The 20,195-nt window shown below is 28.8% G+C and carries 16 protein-coding genes; 14 read left to right on the top strand and 2 right to left on the bottom strand.

Annotation, left to right across the window (positions count from 1 at the left end):
- Window positions 1-191: 191 nt before the first annotated feature.
- The 8 genes from CKL_RS18140 (at window position 192) to spoIIR (ending at window position 11,470) form a co-directional block, all read left to right on the top strand.
- Entirely contained in the window at window positions 192-1,745 is a 1,554-nt protein-coding gene (locus CKL_RS18140; protein WP_012104046.1) for a DUF3794 and LysM peptidoglycan-binding domain-containing protein, read from the top strand.
- A 227-nt stretch (window positions 1,746-1,972) separates the two neighbouring features.
- Window positions 1,973-2,773, top strand: coding sequence for a cyanophycinase (locus CKL_RS18135; RefSeq protein WP_012621020.1), 801 nt, complete (start codon window positions 1,973-1,975; stop codon window positions 2,771-2,773).
- 287 nt (window positions 2,774-3,060) lie between these two features.
- Entirely contained in the window at window positions 3,061-5,685 is a 2,625-nt protein-coding gene (gene cphA, locus CKL_RS18130; protein WP_012104044.1) for a cyanophycin synthetase, read from the top strand.
- 122 nt (window positions 5,686-5,807) lie between these two features.
- A complete protein-coding gene (gene ispE, locus CKL_RS18125; protein WP_012104043.1) occupies window positions 5,808-6,650 on the top strand; it encodes a 4-(cytidine 5'-diphospho)-2-C-methyl-D-erythritol kinase in 843 nt (280 codons plus the stop codon).
- A gap of 144 nt (window positions 6,651-6,794) precedes the next feature.
- Window positions 6,795-6,989 (top strand): CLC_0170 family protein, encoded by a 195-nt coding sequence (locus tag CKL_RS21760; RefSeq protein ID WP_012104042.1) that lies wholly within the window; start codon window positions 6,795-6,797, stop codon window positions 6,987-6,989.
- A gap of 15 nt (window positions 6,990-7,004) precedes the next feature.
- Window positions 7,005-8,462, top strand: coding sequence for a spore germination protein (locus tag CKL_RS18115; RefSeq protein ID WP_012104041.1), 1,458 nt, complete (start codon window positions 7,005-7,007; stop codon window positions 8,460-8,462).
- Window positions 8,463-8,514: 52 nt separating this feature from the next.
- The gene (locus CKL_RS18110; protein ID WP_012104040.1) at window positions 8,515-10,758 is read left to right on the top strand and encodes a Ger(x)C family spore germination protein; all 2,244 of its coding nucleotides are present in this window, start codon (window positions 8,515-8,517) and stop codon (window positions 10,756-10,758) included.
- A 76-nt stretch (window positions 10,759-10,834) separates the two neighbouring features.
- Complete coding sequence (gene spoIIR / locus CKL_RS18105; protein ID WP_012104039.1) at window positions 10,835-11,470, top strand: stage II sporulation protein R; 636 nt, start codon at window positions 10,835-10,837, stop codon at window positions 11,468-11,470.
- 180 nt (window positions 11,471-11,650) lie between these two features.
- Here the strand turns inward: spoIIR and CKL_RS18100 are convergent, their stop codons facing one another.
- Complete coding sequence (locus CKL_RS18100) at window positions 11,651-12,859, bottom strand: MGDG synthase family glycosyltransferase (RefSeq protein ID WP_012104038.1); 1,209 nt, start codon at window positions 12,857-12,859, stop codon at window positions 11,651-11,653.
- Window positions 12,860-13,135: 276 nt separating this feature from the next.
- On the opposite strand from CKL_RS18100, the gene ypeB reads away from it, so the two are divergent.
- From ypeB to rho, 6 genes are all read left to right on the top strand, one after another.
- The gene (gene ypeB / locus CKL_RS18095; RefSeq protein WP_012104037.1) at window positions 13,136-14,506 is read left to right on the top strand and encodes a germination protein YpeB; all 1,371 of its coding nucleotides are present in this window, start codon (window positions 13,136-13,138) and stop codon (window positions 14,504-14,506) included.
- A 282-nt stretch (window positions 14,507-14,788) separates the two neighbouring features.
- Window positions 14,789-15,202, top strand: coding sequence for a YwiB family protein (locus CKL_RS18090; protein WP_012104036.1), 414 nt, complete (start codon window positions 14,789-14,791; stop codon window positions 15,200-15,202).
- Window positions 15,203-15,421: 219 nt separating this feature from the next.
- Window positions 15,422-15,730: a hypothetical protein gene (locus CKL_RS18085; protein ID WP_012104035.1), complete on the top strand. Its 309-nt coding sequence runs from the start codon at window positions 15,422-15,424 to the stop codon at window positions 15,728-15,730.
- Window positions 15,731-15,985: 255 nt separating this feature from the next.
- Window positions 15,986-17,599 carry a CTP synthase gene (locus tag CKL_RS18080; protein WP_012104034.1) on the top strand — a complete coding sequence of 538 codons (1,614 nt, stop codon included), beginning with the start codon at window positions 15,986-15,988 and terminating at the stop codon, window positions 17,597-17,599.
- Between the two features lie 284 nt (window positions 17,600-17,883).
- A complete protein-coding gene (locus tag CKL_RS18075) occupies window positions 17,884-18,228 on the top strand; it encodes a hypothetical protein (protein WP_012104033.1) in 345 nt (114 codons plus the stop codon).
- A 219-nt stretch (window positions 18,229-18,447) separates the two neighbouring features.
- The gene (gene rho / locus CKL_RS18070) at window positions 18,448-19,878 is read left to right on the top strand and encodes a transcription termination factor Rho (protein WP_423200922.1); all 1,431 of its coding nucleotides are present in this window, start codon (window positions 18,448-18,450) and stop codon (window positions 19,876-19,878) included.
- A gap of 55 nt (window positions 19,879-19,933) precedes the next feature.
- Here the strand turns inward: rho and rpmE are convergent, their stop codons facing one another.
- Complete coding sequence (rpmE, locus tag CKL_RS18065) at window positions 19,934-20,146, bottom strand: 50S ribosomal protein L31 (RefSeq protein WP_012104031.1); 213 nt, start codon at window positions 20,144-20,146, stop codon at window positions 19,934-19,936.
- Window positions 20,147-20,195 lie beyond the last annotated feature (49 nt).

Genomic DNA, 20,195 nt, shown 5'->3' with positions numbered 1-20,195 from the left:
TTTCTTCTATGGTATAAAAGGGTATTGAGAATTTATGAGAGGTTATATGGTTAACAACCAATTTAATATTACGTCAAAACTTTATAAATGTCAATATTAATGGAGGGCATAAAATTATTTATAATGTTAGCATATTTTCTGCTTTCAATTTATATATATAAGTAGTAGGCCTTATGGGGAGGTAGATAAATATGGATATAGACTTTGTTAAGGAAAATATAGAATGTGAACAGATGCTGGCTGAAAATTTCTCTGATACTATTATAAAAGAAGAATATGTAATACCAGATACTCACCCGGATGTAACAGATATCTTAATTCTTGAAGCAAGACCTGTTATAACTAATAAGGAAGTAATGGAAGATAAAATATTTTTGGAGGGTAAAGTTGAATATACCATACTCTATCGTGCTAAAGAAGATGAGGATATGGGTATTTATAGTGTGATTTATACTGGAAATTTTTCTAACTATGTAGAAATGCCAGGAGCAGAGCATATGATGTCCTGTGATTCTAATTGTTATGTGGAGCATATGAATTGTACAGCTGTAAATGAAAGAAAAGTATCTATCGAAGGAATCATAAAATTAAAGGCAGAAGTATATAAAAAATATAATTTTGAAGTTATAAAAGATATTACAGGTTCTGAAAATGTACAGATGTTAAAAAATCCTGCTACTATAGATAAAATAGTAGGCACGGTTTCAGGGGATTTAGTAGCAAAGACTGAGATACCAATACCTATGGATAAACCTCAGGTAGGAAGTATATTGCAATATGATGTAAATGTGCATAAAAAAAATATAACAATACTAGAAGATAGAATAGCTATAGAAGCTTATGTACTTATAAGATTTCTTTATAGAGGAAAAGATACTAAAGATATTGTATGTGTAGAAAGAGATGTGCTTGTAAATAAGGAACTTCCGCTAGAGGGAGCACTTCCTTCTATGGAAAGCTATACTGACTTTAATATAAGTGAAGTGGAACGGGATATCAGGGAAGATGATTTGGGAGAGAATAGAACTATTGAAGTAGAAGCTCTTATAACAGCTAATACCAAGGTTATGTATAAAGAAGATATTGATATAATAGAGGATGCCTATTCTCCATCTAATCTTATGCAAATGGACAGAAAAGATTATGGATTGAATGTAGTTCATGGACAGAATACTGTTCCTAGTATAATTAAATCCAATATAGAATTAGAAGGTAAGTCTAATCCTGTGGAAATACTTATGTGTTATGGAGATGTATGTATCACCGATAAAAAAATAGTAGAGGATAAAGTCATTGTTGAAGGAGTTTTAAACGTAAAAGTATTGTATAAAGATTCGGATAACCAGGTAAATAAGATTTGCGATGAAATACCTTTTAGTTGTAGTGTAGATATACCTGACAGTAAAATCGATATGCAGTGTATATCGAAAATATCTTTAGAAAGTATAGAAGCAAGTATAGAAATAGATACCATAGCTATAAAGGCAGTAGTTGAAGTTTATGCAAGAGTAAATTATGTTACCAGAAAAGAATTTTTAGTAGATATAGAGGCCATTGAGGGAGAATTTCCTACTAAAAAGTCTAGTTTGACTATATATGTAATTCAACAGGATGATACTCTGTGGAAAATAGCGAAGAAGTACTACACCACTATAGAAAATTTAATAAAATTAAATAATATAGAGGATCCAGATATTATAAAAGTAGGAGGAAAACTTATTATACCTGGAAGGGCTATAATATAATTAAAAAAGTTTTAATTTATATTTTGAGAAAATTATGCTTCAGTAGTGATCTGCTGAAGTTTTTATTTTATCTAAATAAGCAAACTCCACCCAAACCTCTGAATCACTTGATATATGGTTAGAATAATTAAAGATGAGTTAATGAGGTTTTATTTTCATATATCCTGCGCATAATAATTAAGAATGTGGAAAAAATATAAAATATCCACAAAAGAAGGTGTATAACTTTGGAAGAAAAATTGGAAGGAAATTTAATAATAATAGGAGGAGCAGAAGATAAAACTGGTGATAAAAAAATATTAAAAGAGGTTTGTAATAAATTGGCAAAAGACAGAGATATACTTGTAATTGCTACTATTGCCTCTGAAGTACCTGAGGAGTTGGGAAATGAATATTATAAAATATTTACACAACTAGGTATAAAAAATGTGAGAATATTAAATATAGTAGATAGAAAAGGTGCTTTTGCTGCGAACAGCATAAAGACAATAGAAAATGCTTCATTAATATTCTTTACAGGAGGAGATCAGCTCAGAATAACAAGTCTTATAGGTGGAACACCATTATATTCAAAAATTCAAGAACTATATGAAAATGGATGTACTTTTGTTGGAACTTCTGCAGGAGCTTCTATTATGAGTGATACTATGATAATAACGGGACCTAATGATGAATCACCGAAAAAATGTACTTTAAAGATGGCTCCCGGATTAGGATTTATAAAAGGAGTAATTATTGATCAGCACTTTGCGCAAAGAGGGAGAATAGGAAGACTTTTAGTGGGGATAGCGGAAAATCCTCAAAGTTTGGGTATTGGAATAGATGAGGATACAGCTATTATAGTTAAAGATAATGGGCAATTTGTGGTAATGGGTTCTGGAGCAGTATATGTGATAGATGGCTCTGATATAACTTACAGCAATGTATCAGAACAATATCCAGATGATATATTGTCCATATTTAATGTAAAAGTACATGTGCTTAAACAGGGAAATAGATTTAATTTTACAACTAAATTACCTTCATAATATTTTTATGAATTGACATAAGTTATGTTATTGATAAAGTTCAAAAAATATATATTGATAAGAGGTCAAATAGATATAAGGGAGGAGTCTAAAAAAACCGTTAAATCAGTAAGCATATGAATTAATGCTGATATACCGTAAATTAAACGGGATTTTAAGCCCTTGGAGTATCAGACCAAACGAGGGAGCTATTGTGCTAAATCGGATACTGTGAATGGGGAAGTAAACAGGGTTTTTATAAAAATTTAAAAATTGAATTGTTTACGTAACGGGCAATATACGCAAAAATGAGAATAGATGATTTTATAATTTTTGAGGGAAGAAATATATTTGCTCATAAAAAGTGCATAAAAATGTCTGTAGATTTGGAGGGATATAGTGAAACTCCAACTAATAAAATACCAGAATTCAATGAAAAATTATTAGAGACCATACCAGAATTGGAGAAACATAGATGCGGTATAAATGAAAGACAGGGTTTTAAAAAGAGATTAATGGAGGGAACCTATTTAGCTCATGTCTGTGAGCACATCATAATTGCTGTGGAAAATAACTTAGGTATTGATGTATCATATGGCAAATCAAGAGAGATAAGAGGAGATAAGTATTATATAATATATGAATATCTATATAAAAATACAGCAGTGGAGATTGGAAAAATAGCTGTTAATTTAATAAATTCTTTTATAAAAGGAACAGATTATAATTTTAATGAGGCTATGTGTTACTTGGGAGAAATATTAAAATATGAAAAAATAGGTTCTAGCACATTATGTATACTATTAGAAGCTAAAAAAAGAGGAATACCTATAACTAGAATAGGAAATGAAAGTATGTTTCGATTAGGATACGGCAAGTATAGTAAAATTATAGAAGCTACCATATCTTGTAATACAAAAGCTGTAGGTGTAGATATATCCTGTGATAAGATGTTGACTAAAGAAATGCTTAAAAATCAATGTTTACCTGTAGCTGAAGGGGGAAGAATAAAAAATCCATTGGAATTGTTTATAACAGCCAAGGAAATAGGGTATCCTATAGTGTTAAAACCTTGTTGTGGGAATCAAGGTAGGGGAGTATTTGTAAACATACAAAATGAAAAACAAGCCATGGAGGCTTATAATATATTATCTAAAAATTTTAGAGATATAATGATGGAAAAGAACGTATATGGTAAGGATTTCAGAGTGTGTGTGGTTGATGGCAATGTGGTAGCTGTATCTGAGAGGATACCTCCATATGTTATGGGAGATGGAGTAAAAACTGTAATGGAATTGATAGAAGATATAAATAAAGATACTATGAGAGGAGAGGGGCATGAGAAGCCTTTAACTAGAATAAAAATAGATGAGGAATTAAAAGCTTATATAAATAAAAATAACTATACTTTAAATAGTATTCTTCCAAAGGATAAGCGGCTTACACTAAGGGAAAATGGAAATTTATCTACAGGAGGGAAATCGATAGATTGTACAGATTTAATATGTAAAGAAAATATAGATATTTGTGAAAGGGCAGCAAATACTATTGGATTAGATATATGTGGCATAGATATTTGTTGTAGTGATATTGGCAAGCCTTTATTTGAAAGTGGTGGAGCCATAATAGAAGTAAATGCAGCACCAGGTATTAGAATGCATCATTATCCGGGAAAAGGTAAGAGTAGAAATGTAGCAGGAGCCATACTAGATATGTTGTTCCCTAAATCTAAATCTATACCTTTAGTTTCAGTTACAGGAACCAATGGCAAGACTACTACCACTAGGCTTATTGCACATATTTTAAGTAAGGCGGGATATAAAGTAGGCATGACTACTACAGGAGGAATATATATAGATAATAAGTGTATATGTAGGGGAGATACTACAGGATACTTAAGTGCTAAAACTGTTTTAGAAAATGAAGAAGTAGAAGCGGCAGTACTAGAAACTGCAAGAGGCGGTATAATAAAAAAAGGGCTTGCTTATGATTTGGCAGACGTGGCAGTAATAACTAATATAACAGAAGATCACCTAGGTATGAATGGAATAGATAGCCTAGAGGATTTAGCATATGTAAAAGCTCTGGTTGGAGAGGCTGTAAGGAAAAAGGGATATGTAGTTTTAAATGCAGATGATTTAGTAAGTAAAAATATAATTAATAGAATGAAAAGTAATATTATAATGTTTTCAAAAGATAAGAATAATTTAATTCTTAGGGGTAATATAGATATGGGGGGATATGGTGTATATATGGATGAATCTATTATGTATTTAGAGAAAAAAAATGAAATTATACCTATTATATCCGTAGAGGACATAAAGATATCATTAGGTGGAAAATTAGTTTACAATATAGAGAATGCCATGGCTGCTTGTGCAGCTGCAATTGGACTTAATATAAATTATTCTGTTATAAAAGAAGGATTGAAAAGTTTTTATTGTGATGTTTCTTTTAATCCTGGAAGGTTTAATATATATGATTTAAATGGAGTAAAAGTAGTTTTAGATTATGGCCATAATGTAGAAGGATATAAGTCAGTAATAAATGCGGCTAAAAATTTTAATTATAAAAGGTTGATTGGAATAATTGGAGTACCAGGGGACAGAAATGATGAAAGTGTTGAAAAAATTGGAAGAATTGCAGGAGAAAGCTTTGATTACATATATATTAAAGAAGATAAAGACAAAAGGGGTAGAAAATCAGGAACCATAGCTTCTATATTAAAGAAAGGTATAATAAAAACAGGTTTTAGCACAAAAAAAGTGGAGACCATATTAAATGAAAAAATGGCTCTGGAAAAGGCAATAAATACTGCTAAAGAAGGGGATTTTATAATAATATTTTTTGAGGAAATGGAATCTTTGGTAAAACTATTAGACAATAAATTGGATGAAATAAATAAAAAGTTAAATTCCATTGCCATGATATAGGAGAAAAGCTATACTTCATAAATAAAAGTATAGCTTTAATTTCAAAATAGTATTATACTATTTTAGAACTTGTTTAATTTATATATTATGGTGAAATGACTTGGAAGGAGTAATAATGTGTTATGTTAATAAAAGCCTATGCCAAAATAAACCTTTCATTAGATGTAATAGGAAAAAGAGAAGATGGATATCATCTTTTAAAGATGATAATGCAAACTATAGATTTATATGATCTTTTAAATATAACTCCTATTGAAAAAGGAATAGAAATAAAATGTAATAAGTCATATATTCCATGTGATAAAAGAAATTTAGTATATAAGGCAGTAGAATTATTTGCAAGCAACTATGGCATAAAAAGTGGAGTAAGTATAGATATAATTAAAAATATACCTGTAGCAGCTGGACTTGCGGGAGGAAGTTCAGATGCAGCTGCAGTATTAAAAGTTATGAGAGATATATACATACCTGAATTAGAATATAAAGATTTAATTAAATTAGGAACAAGCATTGGGGCAGATGTACCTTATTGTATGATAGGGGGAACTGCTCTATGCCAGGGTATAGGAGAAAAAGTTACATCTATTTCTTCTTTTAAAAATCATATTTTAGTATTAGTTAAACCATTTTTTGGCGTAAGTACTGCAGAGGTATATAAAAGTTTGGATATAAGTAAAATAAAGATTCATCCCAATACGGATATATTAATAAATGCCATAAATTCAGGTTCGCTGTTGAAAGTGAGTAAAAATATGAAAAATGTATTGGAAAATGTAACTTTAAAAAAACACCCTTTATTAAGAAAAATAAAAAATGAGTTAATTGATTTTGGTGCATTAGGTGCTTTGATGAGTGGAAGTGGTCCAAGTATATTTGCTTTTTTTGATGATATGTTAAAAGCACAAATATGTTATGATAAAATGAAAACTAAATATAAAGAAGTGTTTATTACAAGAACTGTATAAATATTTAATAATATGAATTAATTCACTGCTGGCACATTATATTGTCAGCAGTTTTTTATGTATAAATAGCCCTTAATAGGTAAAGAATAATTTAAGATTATTTTGAAATAATGTCTGAGATAATGAAGGAAAGAAGGAAAAAGTGTGAAACTGATTCACTTGTTTAATAAATATTTTTTTATACTTATGATAGTCCAAGGAATTTTTTTAACATTTATTGATCCTAAAAAGTTTAAAAGAGATAAATTAAGAAAAACAGCTTTAAAATCTAAGCTAATTGGAATATTTTTTATAGTATTTTCAACTGCAATGTATATTTTTTCTATATATTCTTTTTAAAAGGAAGTGACTACCATGAAAGAAGAAGTAATAAGTTCTATATATCCCCAGGTGGATAAAAATATAAGCTACTTAAAAGAATTATTTAAAGACAATTCAGATATAGTTTTCAGAGAATTTTATATAGGGGATGTTAAATGTGCTCTGGTATATATAGATGGAATGGCAGATAAAATACTTTTAAGTGATTTATTAAGGGGACTAATGACTAGAGCCCGATATGTGCAACATGCAGAGGGTATAAAAGATAAGTTAATAACTATATCTGATGTAAAAGAATTAGAAGATTTCAAAAAAGGAATAGATCTAATACTATCAGGTGATACTCTGATGGTACTTGAGGGATTGAAGAGCTTTTATATACTCTCAACAAGATTGTGGCCTGCAAGAGGGGTATCGGAACCTTCAGGAGAGACCGTTTTAAGAGGGTCTAGAGATGGATTTACAGAAACTATTAGATTTAATACAGCATTAATAAGAAGAAGAATAAGAGATACTAGACTTAAGATTGTATCTAAGCCTTTGGGAGTAAGATCTAAGACTGATTTAGTGGTGATGTATATAAACGATATAGTGGATACTAAGGTATTGGAAGAGCTTATAAAAAGATTAGACAATATAAATATAGATGCAATTTTAGATAGTGGATATATAGAGCAGCTTATAGAAGATAATAAATGGTCCTTTTTCCCTCAGATTCAAAGTACTGAAAGACCTGATGTAGTATCTTCTGCATTATATGAGGGAAGAATTGCAGTATTAGTAGATAACTCCCCCTTTGCTGTTATAGTACCTACTACAATGGCAAATTTATTTCAGTCACCAGATGATTATTATCAGAGATGGATATATGGATCAACTATAAGGATAATACGATTTATATCTATTATAATTTCACTTATAATGCCTTCTCTTTATGTAGCAGTTACTTCCTTCCATACAGGAATAATACCCACTAAATTAGCATATTTTATTGCAGCTTCTAGAGAAGGAGTTCCATTCCCTGCATTTATTGAAGCTATAATTATGGAAGTAAGTTTGGCATTATTATTAGAATCTATAGCTAGATTACCCAAAGCTATAGGTGCTACTACAGGTATAGTAGGAGGGCTAATTATAGGCCAGGCAGCAGTTCAAGCAGGAATAGTAAGTCCTATAATGATAATTATAGTTTCTATTACAGCTATAACTAGTTTTACTACCCCTAATTATGAAATGACTTCAGCATTTAGGATGATTAGATTCCTACTTATAATCTTTGCGGCAATAGCAGGGTTCTATGGAATTATGATTGGACTTATATTCACTTTAATACATCTAATTAGACTTAAAAGTTTTGGGGTATCCTATTTATCTCCAATGGTAAATGAAAACACCAATGATTTTAAAGACATGTATATAAGAGTACCTATTAATTTTTTAAAAAGAAGACCTAAGTATATGAACACTCAAGATAAAGTAAGACAAAGATAAAAAATTTTAATCACGTAGGTTTTAAATTTAAAAAAGGAGGGGGATATATTAGATGCAGCATGAGAATTTTATAAAGGAATTTGGATTATTTAGTACCATTATAGCAACTATTGTGGGTGTGGGAATATTCTCCTACCCAAGACAATTGGCAAGCAAAGTGGGTACTGATGGGTGGATTGTAGCTATAATAAGTGGAATAATAATTTATTTTATATTTTATATTTGCTATAAAAGTATAAAAACCAATGAATACAATAAGTTTAACATTATACTTGAACAAAACTTTGGAAAAATATTAGGGGGTATTTTAGCTCTTATTTTTGTTGTATATAGTATATTCTCTATATCTTTAGGCATGAGAATATTTGTGGAAGTTATAAAGATGTATTTGCTTGAAAAAACTCCTACAGAATTTTTAATAATCATAACTATATTTGCAGGAATTTATCTTGTAAGAAATGAATTGGGAACTTTGATAAAATTTAATGAAGTCTGTTTTTGGGTAATGTTTATACCTGTAATATTAGTTTTATTATGTGCTTTGAATAAAACGGATTTTACTAATATTCTGCCTGTATTCAATAGCAGCATTTACAATCATCTAGATGCATTAAAAAGTTCCATATACAGCTTTGCAGGTATAGAAATAATATATTTAATAGGACCTTTTGTAAAAAATAAATCAAATATAACTAAGACAGTTTTAAAGAGTATTGTATTCATAACTTTATTTTATGTTATAATCGTCATTTTTTCTTTAGCTATTTTCTCTAAAGAACAAACTGAAATATTATTGTGGCCTACTATAACTATGATAAATTCTATAAATATACAAGGAGCTTTCATAGAAAGATGGGAAGGCGCAATAATGGCTATTTGGATTATATTTTATTTTACTACCTTTTCTAATGTGTATTATTTATCTTCTGATATAATAAAGGATATATTTAAATTAGATGATATAAAACTTTCATCTGCCATAATAGCTCCTGTGATATATATAATGTCCTTATATCCTCAAAATATAGCAGAAGTATATAATGTAGGGGATAGATTTATACCTATATTATTTTTATACAGTTCAGTCATACTTCCTATAATTATACTTTTGGCAGGAAAATTTAAAAAAGGATTTCATAGTGGAAAAGTAATCTCTCTACTTCTGATTTGTGTACTTTTAACTGGATGTTGGGATAAAGTTGAAATAGAAAACACTGATTTAGTTTCTGTAGTAGGAATAGATGCAGGGGAGGATATAGGAAAGAGAAAGAAGTCTAAAAATGTTAAACCAACAGATATGGAATTAAAAAAGCTTCATGTAACTTTTGGAACTCCGGACTTAAGCAAATTAGGCCCAGATAAAGGCGGCATATCTGGAGATAAATATATAGATGTGGATTCATACTCAATACAGGATGCGATAAGTAGTGCTATGCTTAAAAGCAGTAGGTCTGTAAGATTTAGTCACACAAAGTTGCTAGTACTAGGACAAAATTTGATGATGTATCCTGATGTGGTAAAAGAAGTAGTTGATTATCTTCAGAGAGAACCTTCTTTAAATAGAAATATGTATATAGTTACATCACAAGGAAGTTCACAAAAGTATGTAAAATTCAAGACTTCAGTAGAAAATAGTGTTGAGAGTTATATACTAGGTTTAATAGAAAATGATGCTAAAAGTAGTGAGATTGTACCTGTTACCTTAAATGATTTTTTAATCCAAATGAGTGAAAATGGAAATAGTATATTACCTAGAATTGTTATGGATAATGATAATAAAAATATAAAGATTGCAGGAACAACTGCAATTAAAGATTTCAAACAAAAAGGGAGTTTAAATGAAGTAGAAACCGCTGATATAGAATTATTAAGAGGTAATTTAAAAGGCGGGAAAAAGATGATATATGTAGATAATCATCCTGTGGATATAACAATGGATAATATAATGAGAAAAATGAGAATGTACCAAAACAAAGGGAAATTATCATTTTATATATATTTAGATATAGAGGGACAGATAAAAAACTACTATACCAACAATAATATTTTATCTGTAGATAAATTAAACTATATTGAGAAAAATTTTAATGAGGTTATATCTAAAGAATGTGAACAAGTAATAAAATTCACCCAAAGGGATTTAGAGATTGACCCTATAGGATTTAGAGAATATATTGAGAAATATCATCCTTATATATGGAAACAAATAAAGGGTAACTGGGAAGAAGTATATAAAAATGCAGTTGTAAATGTGAATGTAGATACGAAAATAAGAAGAATTGGCGTAGTAAAATAAAATAGAATGAATATAAAAGAAGTAAATGGTAATAATTACTAATACGTTACAAGATTAGAAAATGGGGGTATAGTCTATGAAAAAATTTGTATTAGTATTTATTATAAGCATATGTATTATATGTTCTTATTTAGTTAAAGTAAAGAGTAATAATATACAGGGTGATGTAGCCTCTAAAATCATAAGATTTCACGTTATAGCAAATAGTGATTCAGAATATGATCAAAATCTTAAATTAAAAGTTAGAGATGAGGTATTAAAATATATGATACCTAAATTAAAGAATTGTAAAAATATAGATGATTCAAGGAGAGTTATAAAAGAGAATAATAAAATAATATTGGATATAGCAAGTAATGTAATAAAAGAACAGGGTTATGATTATCAAGTTAAAGGTAGTTTATCCCAGGTTAATTTTCCTATAAAGAGTTATGGTAATATAACTCTCCCACAAGGCACCTATGAAGCTTATAGAATAATTATAGGTAATGGAAAAGGTCAGAACTGGTGGTGTGTAATGTTCCCTCCTCTGTGTTTTGTAGATATTACAAAAGGACAAGTATCTTATAAAAAAGTATCAGATGAAATGAAAAAAGTTTTAACACCAGAAGAATATAAAATGGTTAATAATAACGCATTAAATATAAATAATAAAAATAATATAAAAGTTAAATTTAAAATATTAGAATTATTAAAAGGTATGGGAATATAAAAATATGCTATATAGTATAAAAATTGAATTATAGAATTAAGAGTTATAATTTATTTTACCTTGTTTTAAATATTTACTCTTAATTCTAAACTTAAAATGTGGCATTAATTTAAATGAAAGTTTATACAGCATACTTCTTAATAAAACATTGTATACTGTAAGATAATTTTAAGATAACTCTCAGAAAATATTTTTCTGAGCATTTAGAAAATGCTCCAATGTCACCTTTAACATTGACTTTTTTGGTTTTGAAAAATAAGGTTCAATTAATTTTTTTTGTACAAGTCTATTAATCAAATTAAATATGTCATCACTAGCATAAGGTTTAGAAAATTTATAGCAGTTTTCAGTCATAATGTTTAGGATATCTCTGGAATTTAACAGCTTTTCTATATTTTCCTTGAATTTTTCTATGTCAGTTAAATCTATAGCAAGATTATGTTTTAGTAAAAATTCTGCATTTTTTTCCTCTTGACCAGGTATAGGAGAAAGAAGACCTATTGGTATTTTACATATTAAAGCTTCGGTAATAGTAAGTCCTCCTGGCTTAGTCAAAAGAAGATCACTAGCTTGCATATATTTGTTTACATGTTGAGTAAAACCTATAATTATTGTGTTTTTTAGAGAACTTTCTCCAATTTTTAAAAGTTCTGAGTAAAGTTTTTTATTTTTACCTGTTATTATTATTATTTGAATATCCGCATTAACTTTATCCAACTGTTTATATATGTTTAATATTTTTCCCATACCTAAACTTCCACCCATGATTAATATGGTGAATTTAGAAGGAGACAGCCGTAAGCTTTTTAAAATATCTTCTCTGCAATAATTTATGCTAAATTCAGGTTTAACAGGTATACCTAAATTGTAAATGGTATTCTCTGAGATGCCCTTAGATATCATTTTGTCAATCATATCTTTGTTAGAAACTACATAGGCATCTAAATAAGGGTGAAGCCAGGAATTGTGAGGATAATAATCAGTAATTATACACATACAAGGTATGGTCATATTATATTTTGATTTTAGCACTGACAACATTTCAGCAGAAAACGAATGAGTGGATATTAATATATCCGGATTAAAATCATTAATAAGCGGAAGTAATTTACAAGTCATAGCTTCAATAAGTCTTGAACTTATAACATTTGTAATTTTATAGTCATATTCCGAATATGTATATAATTTTCCATATAGGTAAGGATATACCTTTAAAGATTTCAAATATCCTCCTATCACTACCTTATCTATTATAGGATTTATATATTTAAGAGTATCAATAATCTGTATTTCTGATTGTGGTGCTCTTAAAACTATGTGATCTTTTAGGGCTTCTGCAGCGGTGCCATGACCACCACCAGCAGAAATTGAAAGAATTAAAACCTTCATTTAATCACCTTCTGATTCAATGTGTAATTTTATTATATAGAATGCAGTAAAAATAATAAACTAGTTTAACAAACATTTAAGAAAAAATTAATAATAAAGAATACTAGTAAAAGTTAAATATAATAGTAGTATTAGCGTTTACATATATATTAATCAAATAATACATAACAATTAGATAAATGCAGATAATATAGTATATACACTAATGATACATATATTAAAAGTGTTCTTATTATAATTACTATAAAAATACTTGTAAGGAAGAGGTGTAAATTCATGAGGACCACTAAAAAGAGAATAATATATACTGCCCTAGTAACACTTATTGTAGTATTTTCAAGTACCTTTGCAGTTTTAATGACTCTTGAGAGGAATGATTATAGAAATTATTTACAAGGTGAATATGGTAAAAGTATGTATGAATTAATAGATGCAGTTGAAAATATAAGGGTAAATCTAACTAAAGCAGCTATAGTTGGTTCAAGAGAACAGAAAATAGCCGTTTTTGAGGAAATATTTAGGCATTCTGCTGTAGCAAGTGATAAACTGCATTCACTGCCGGTATCACAGCCAACAATATCAGATACTAGTAAATTTTTGACTCAAACTGGAGATTTCTGCTATAGTCTAGCTAAATCCTCTACAGAAGGTAATCAGCTAACTGATGAAGATTATAAAAATATAGAGGAATTAAAAAAGGAATCTGTTACTTTAGAAAATCAATTGAAATCTGTATCGGATAACATAAATCAAGGAAAAGTAGGGTGGGGAGAAATAAGAAAGAAGATTACTGGAGTTCTTGCTAAAAGCAATACAACATCTATATCTCAGCAATTTGAAGGAATACAAAAGCAAATAGTTCAATATCCTGCGTTAATTTATGATGGGCCATTTTCAGATAATGTACTTGAAATAACACCTAAAGTTAACTCACAAAAGGAAGTATCAAAGAGTGATGCAGAGAAAATAGCCAGAGGAGTTATAGGAAAAAATAAAATAGAAAATCTAGAAGTATCAGAGGTTAGTGGAAAGACCGATATAAAGACCTATAGATTTACAGCGGCACTTAAAGGTAGAACCAGGAAAGAGGATAGGGTAGTTTGTGAAATAAGTAAAAATGGAGGAAAAATATTTTACTTAATAAATGATAGAAGTATAAATAATAGTTCAATAAATGTAGCAAAAGCGGTGGACATTGGCTTGAAATATTTAAATGACTTAGGGTATCAGAATATGATCTCCACATATTCTTTAAAATATGGCAATGTAGCAGTTATAAATTATGTATATAGTCAGAATGGAATTGTTATGTATCCAGATCAAATAAAGTTAAAAGTAGCTTTAGATAATGGAGAAATCATAGGGGTGGAATCAGAGAAATATTTAGTAGCCCATGAAGATATCAGGAAAATATCCAATCCTAAAATAAGTTATGAAAAAGCTAGAGAAAAAGTTGGAAGCAGGTTAAATATATCAAACCAAAGGATTACCATAATTCCTACAGATACTAATAAAGAAGTATTATGTTATGAGTTTTCCGGTAACTATAATGATGATGATTTCAAAGTTTATATAAATACGGAAACTGGATATGAAGAAAGAATAATTCAAATAATAAATACCCCAAATGGTCAGCTTACCATATAAATATTAAATCACACTCCTGTGGGTGTGATTTTTTAAATGTATTTTAATATAAGAATCAATTGATAATGCATTTAAATATGAAAATTACTTTGGTATAATTAAAATACTATACTAATAGATATTAACATAGTACTGGAATGAAAAAAGAAACGATAAATTGGAGGGTGCGAAAATGTTAAGAAAGGAAGGTGAAAAATCTTATAGATTTACTAAGAATCAATTCTATATGTAATTTTAAGTATACAGTGTAATATTTATATCTTAGTAAAGTATAAGTATATCATGAAAAAAAAGGCTATTATATCTGTATCTAGTAAGCAAGTTGATAATGAAATTATAGAAGTTGTTACTCCAGGCAATTTTTACAGAAAAGATGATTCTTATTATGCTGTTTATGAGGAAACTGAGCTTTCCGGTATGGAGGGAACTACTACTACACTGAGAATAAAAGATAATAAATTTTCTCTTATAAGAATGGGAAGTACCAGTACTAAAATGGATTTTAACAAAGATAAAGGGAGTGTTTCAATTTATAAGACACCTTACGGTACTGTAGAATTAAAAATAGAAACTAGTAAATTAAATATAAATGTAAATGAGGCAGGAGGGGATGTATTTGTCAACTATAGTATGAGTGCTGCCGGACAAGCTCCCCAAAATACACAATTGAAGATAAATATAAAAACACAGGATTAAATTTCCTGTGTTTATTTGTGATTAAAAATATTAATATATGGTAATTAATTAAATATTAGATGAGTTTTATACTCAGATAAAGTTTGCCATAAGTAATGCTTTTCTGTGAATGGGCATAACAAAAACTTATTCGGAGATAATGTAGTGATTATTCTTCATCAAAAAAGGCAAAAGTATTGGCAATGGCAATCTTGGGATAAAATTAAAAGGAGAGCATATATGAAAAGATATTTCACAGATAAAGAAAAGGTATATTGTAAAATAATTGATATATTATGTGAATATAAGGGTTTGCATAAACAGGATTTACTTCAAATATTAAAGGATAGATCCTGTAAACACTTATATTTTTTGCTTATTAAAAAATACAAATGCTGTGATTTAGAATTGATTCAAAAAGACTTTCCTCTATTAAATAAGAATAACATAAAGAATAATATAAAAAAAGCAGAAGAGAAATTGTTATTAAATAAACACATAAGAGAAATGTACTTTGAAGCAGAAGAAATACTGAATAAAGCAAAATAAAACAAATAATTTTCTAATAAGAAAATAAAAGAACTAGAATATAAAGAAAAAATATGATATTATATTAAGTATGTTTTTCATAAAAACATACTATTCGTATTATAAGGGTACTTTTAATTATAAGACTAATTAAATATTTTGTCAATAGTTTTCAGAATTTTATTTTAGACTATGTAATTAAAAGTTTATAAAATAATGAATTTTATTATGATAAAAGTGTAGGGGGTGACGCTGCTTTTAAAAGCAGGAATTTTTATGAATACAAAATATATATTTGTAACAGGAGGAGTAGTATCTTCATTAGGAAAGGGAATAACGGCTGCTTCATTAGGAAGATTATTAAAAAATAGAGGACTTAAAGTTTCAATTCAGAAATTTGATCCATATATAAATATAGATCCAGGGACTATGAGTCCATATCAACATGGAGAGGTTTTTGTCACAGATGACGGAGCAGAGACAGACTTAGATTTAGGCCATTATGAAAGATTTATAGATGAAAGTTTAAGTAGAAACAATAATATTACCACAGGAAAAATATACTGGTCAGTGATATCAAAAGAGAGAAAAGGAGATTATTTAGGGAGTACGGTTCAAGTAATTCCTCATATAACAAATGAGATAAAATCAAGAGTATATAAAGTTGCAGAAGGAAAAAATATAGATGTAGTTATAACTGAGATTGGAGGTACTGTAGGAGATATAGAATCACTGCCTTTTTTAGAAGCTATAAGACAGATAAAATATGATGTTGGTGTTGAAAATGTATGTTTTATACATGTTACATTAGTACCTTATTTAAAAAAATCAGGAGAATTGAAAACCAAGCCTACTCAACATTCAGTTAAAGAATTGAGAAGTATAGGTATACAGCCGGATATAATAGTGTGCCGTTCAGAGAAATTAATTTCCAATGATTTAAAAGAAAAAATAGGGTTATTTTGTAATGTAGAAAGAGATTCGGTGATACAAAACTTAGATGCAGAAAATTTATACGAAGTGCCACTAATGCTTCATAGAGAAGGTCTGGATAACTTAGTATGTAAAAAATTGAAGTTGCAATGTAATGAGACAGATAATACCGAATGGATTATTATGGTAGACAAAATAAAAAAATTATCTAAAAATGTTAATATAGCTTTAGTAGGAAAGTATGTAGAACTTCATGATGCATACATATCTGTAGTGGAGGCATTAAGTCATGGGGGATATGCTAATGATGCAAATGTAAATATAAAATGGCTGAATTCTGAGGATATCACAAAGGACAATATAGAAGAGTATTTAAAGGATATAGATGGAATATTGATTCCAGGAGGTTTTGGTGATAGAGGAATAGAGGGAAAAATACTAGCAGCAGGTTGGGCTAGAAAAAATAAAATCCCTTTTTTCGGTATATGTCTTGGAATGCAATGTGCTTTAATAGAATTTGCTAGAAGTGTACTTAAATACGAAGGAGCTCATAGTTCAGAGATAAACCCTGAAACCAAATATCCTGTTATAGATTTAATGCCAGATCAGAAAGACATAGATGAAAAGGGAGGCACTATGAGACTTGGGAAATATCCTTGCAAACTTTTGAAAAATAGTATTTCTTTTAAAGCTTATGGGGAAGATGTCATATATGAAAGACATAGGCATAGGTATGAATTTAATAATATTTATAGGGATGAATTAATAGAAAGTGGCTTAGTACTTTCAGGAACAAGTCCTGATTCAAAACTAGTAGAAATTATAGAAATAAAGGAGCATCCATGGTTTATAGGTGTACAATTTCATCCGGAACTTAAATCAAGACCTAATAGACCCCACCCTTTATTTAGAGATTTTATAAAAGCATCTTTGAATAGTAAGCATAAGTTCGATTAAACAACTAGCTATTTAATATATTTAACCAGTTGTTAATTTCTAGGTATTATGGTGTGGTAAACATAATAAATTTTTGTCGAAAGAAAATAATATAATTATAGGTTATTATAGAGAATTTTATGAAGGATTTTGATGATATTTATAGAAATTAAATATATAAATAGTTGTTTAGATAAGTTCTTCTAAGGTTCAGATGGAGATAAGCATTTCTCTACAGCAAACTCCACCTGAACCTTAGAATTACTTGATAAAAAGTTCAAGATACAATTTAGGAGGTGAGTTTTATGATATTTGAAACAAATATGGGTATTGCCATAAAAACCTTAGAAGGAAATTATATTCTTAAAAATTTTTCTGCATTTAATCTAAATAAAATTAATGAAAATTCTACTTCCCTAAATGTGAGCTTTTTAAATAATAAAATATTGTCTTTAAAAATAAAATGTATATTTTGTGAAAATACACATTATTATAAATACAGTATAGGTGAACTTATTAGAAAAGATATGATAATTGGAGGATGTGATATGTTAGGATTACCTATATTATACATAGGTAACTGTAAAATCATAGAAAATGAAATTCTAAAACACAATAAAGTTAACACCAGAATATATGCAATGATATAATTTTTTTATTATTTATACAAAAAATATGGATTAAACTATGAAAAAAGGGTATAATGTATGTTAAAAGTATCCTTTCTTTATAAAATCTTTTTAGTTGATAAAATATATTCATATATATATTCAATATTTATTTTTAGTATTCCCTAATTAAACTATAGTATGATTTGAATTTAAATAATTGTGAGGTGTTACCTTTTGAAGGATAAAGATATAAATGACATGACAGTTACTGAGTTGAGAGAAGTTGCCAAGGCTTTGCAAATAAAGAATATATCGAGATATAAAAAAGTTGAATTAATTGAAGAAATAAAAAAAGTTTCTCCAGCACACATAAAAAAAGATGGAGTTATTCTTAGAGAGAAAATAAGTCCTAAGAATGAATCAGTAGGAAAGTGCAGGGAAGTAGAACACACTTCAAAATTGGATGAAGTGAAGCTTCAGGAACCAAAGATAGAAGAATCAAAAATAAATTGTGGTGAAAAAAAAGAAAAACTTAAAGAGATGATAAATGAATCAGATAGTGCAAGGGGAGTACTTGAGATAATTGAAAATAATAATTATGGATTTTTAAGAGGAAAAAATTATTTAACAGGTCCTGATGATATATATGTATCTCCTTCTCAAATAAGAAGATTTAACTTAAAAACTGGAGATGAAGTCTGTGGAAAGGTCAGAACTCCAAAAGAAGGAGAAAAATTTAAGGCACTATTGTATGTTGAGAAAGTAAATGGAGAAAATCCAGAAAGAGCAGTTGGAAGAAAACCTTTTGAAACCCTTACTCCCATATATCCCAATCAAAGACTAAGGCTAGAAACTAATAGTTCAGATTTATCTACTAGACTTATGGACATAATCTCGCCTATAGGAAAAGGTCAGAGAGGAATTATAGTTGCCCCTCCTAAAGCAGGTAAAACTACTCTTCTAAAAAAAATAGCCCAAAGTATTTCAAAAAATCATCCAGAAATAAAACTTATAGTTGTACTTATAGATGAAAGACCGGAAGAAGTCACAGATATGCAAAGATCTATAAACGGAGAAGTGATTTATTCAACTTTTGATGAAGAACCAGAACATCATACTAAAGTTGCTTATATGGTACTTGAGAGAACAAAGCGAATGGTAGAACAAGGACAGGATGTAGTAATACTTTTAGATAGTATTACCAGGCTTTCACGAGCTTATAATTTAACTATAACTCCCACAGGGAGAACTCTTTCAGGAGGATTGGATCCTGGAGCACTTGTAATGCCTAAAAAATTTTTTGGTGCAGCAAGAAATATAGAAGAAGGAGGAAGCCTTACCATACTTGCCACTGCTCTTATTGAAACTGGAAGCAGGATGGATGATATGATATTTGAGGAATTTAAAGGAACTGGTAATATGGAAGTTCACCTGGACAGGAAACTTCAGGAAAGAAGAATATTCCCTGCTATAAATGTATATAAATCAGGTACAAGAAGAGATGATTTGCTCTTTGAAAACAGAGCAGAAAAAGAGACTGCTTTTAATATAAGAAAAGTATTATATGATGAAAATAATAATCAAAATATTTTAGAACAGTTGATAAGTTTAATGTCAAAAACTAAGAATAATATGCAGCTTATTAACATTGCCAATAAAATGGATATAGGAAAATATGCAAATAAATAATTGAGATAAAAACCTGTCTTAAAAAAAGACAGGTTTATAAGTAAAGTGAGAAACTTTATTCTTCATTTTTTAAATTGAATTTCTTCAAGAATCTATCAACTCTTCCACCGGCATCTACTAATTTTTGTTTACCGGTAAAGAAAGGATGGCACTTAGAGCATATTTCCACTTTTAATTCTTTTTGTGTTGAACCAGTTGTAAAAGTGTTTCCACATGCACACTTGACTACCGAATCATGATAGTATTCTGGATGTATGCCTTTTTTCATAATATTCACCTCTTTCAAGTTTAAAGAGAACTTTAAATTTTAACTTCTG

The sequence above is a fragment of the Clostridium kluyveri DSM 555 genome, from assembly GCF_000016505.1.
Lineage (GTDB): Bacteria > Bacillota > Clostridia > Clostridiales > Clostridiaceae > Clostridium_B > Clostridium_B kluyveri.
Note: the sequence above shows the minus strand (reverse complement) of the source record. Positions and strands in the feature narration are given on the sequence as shown.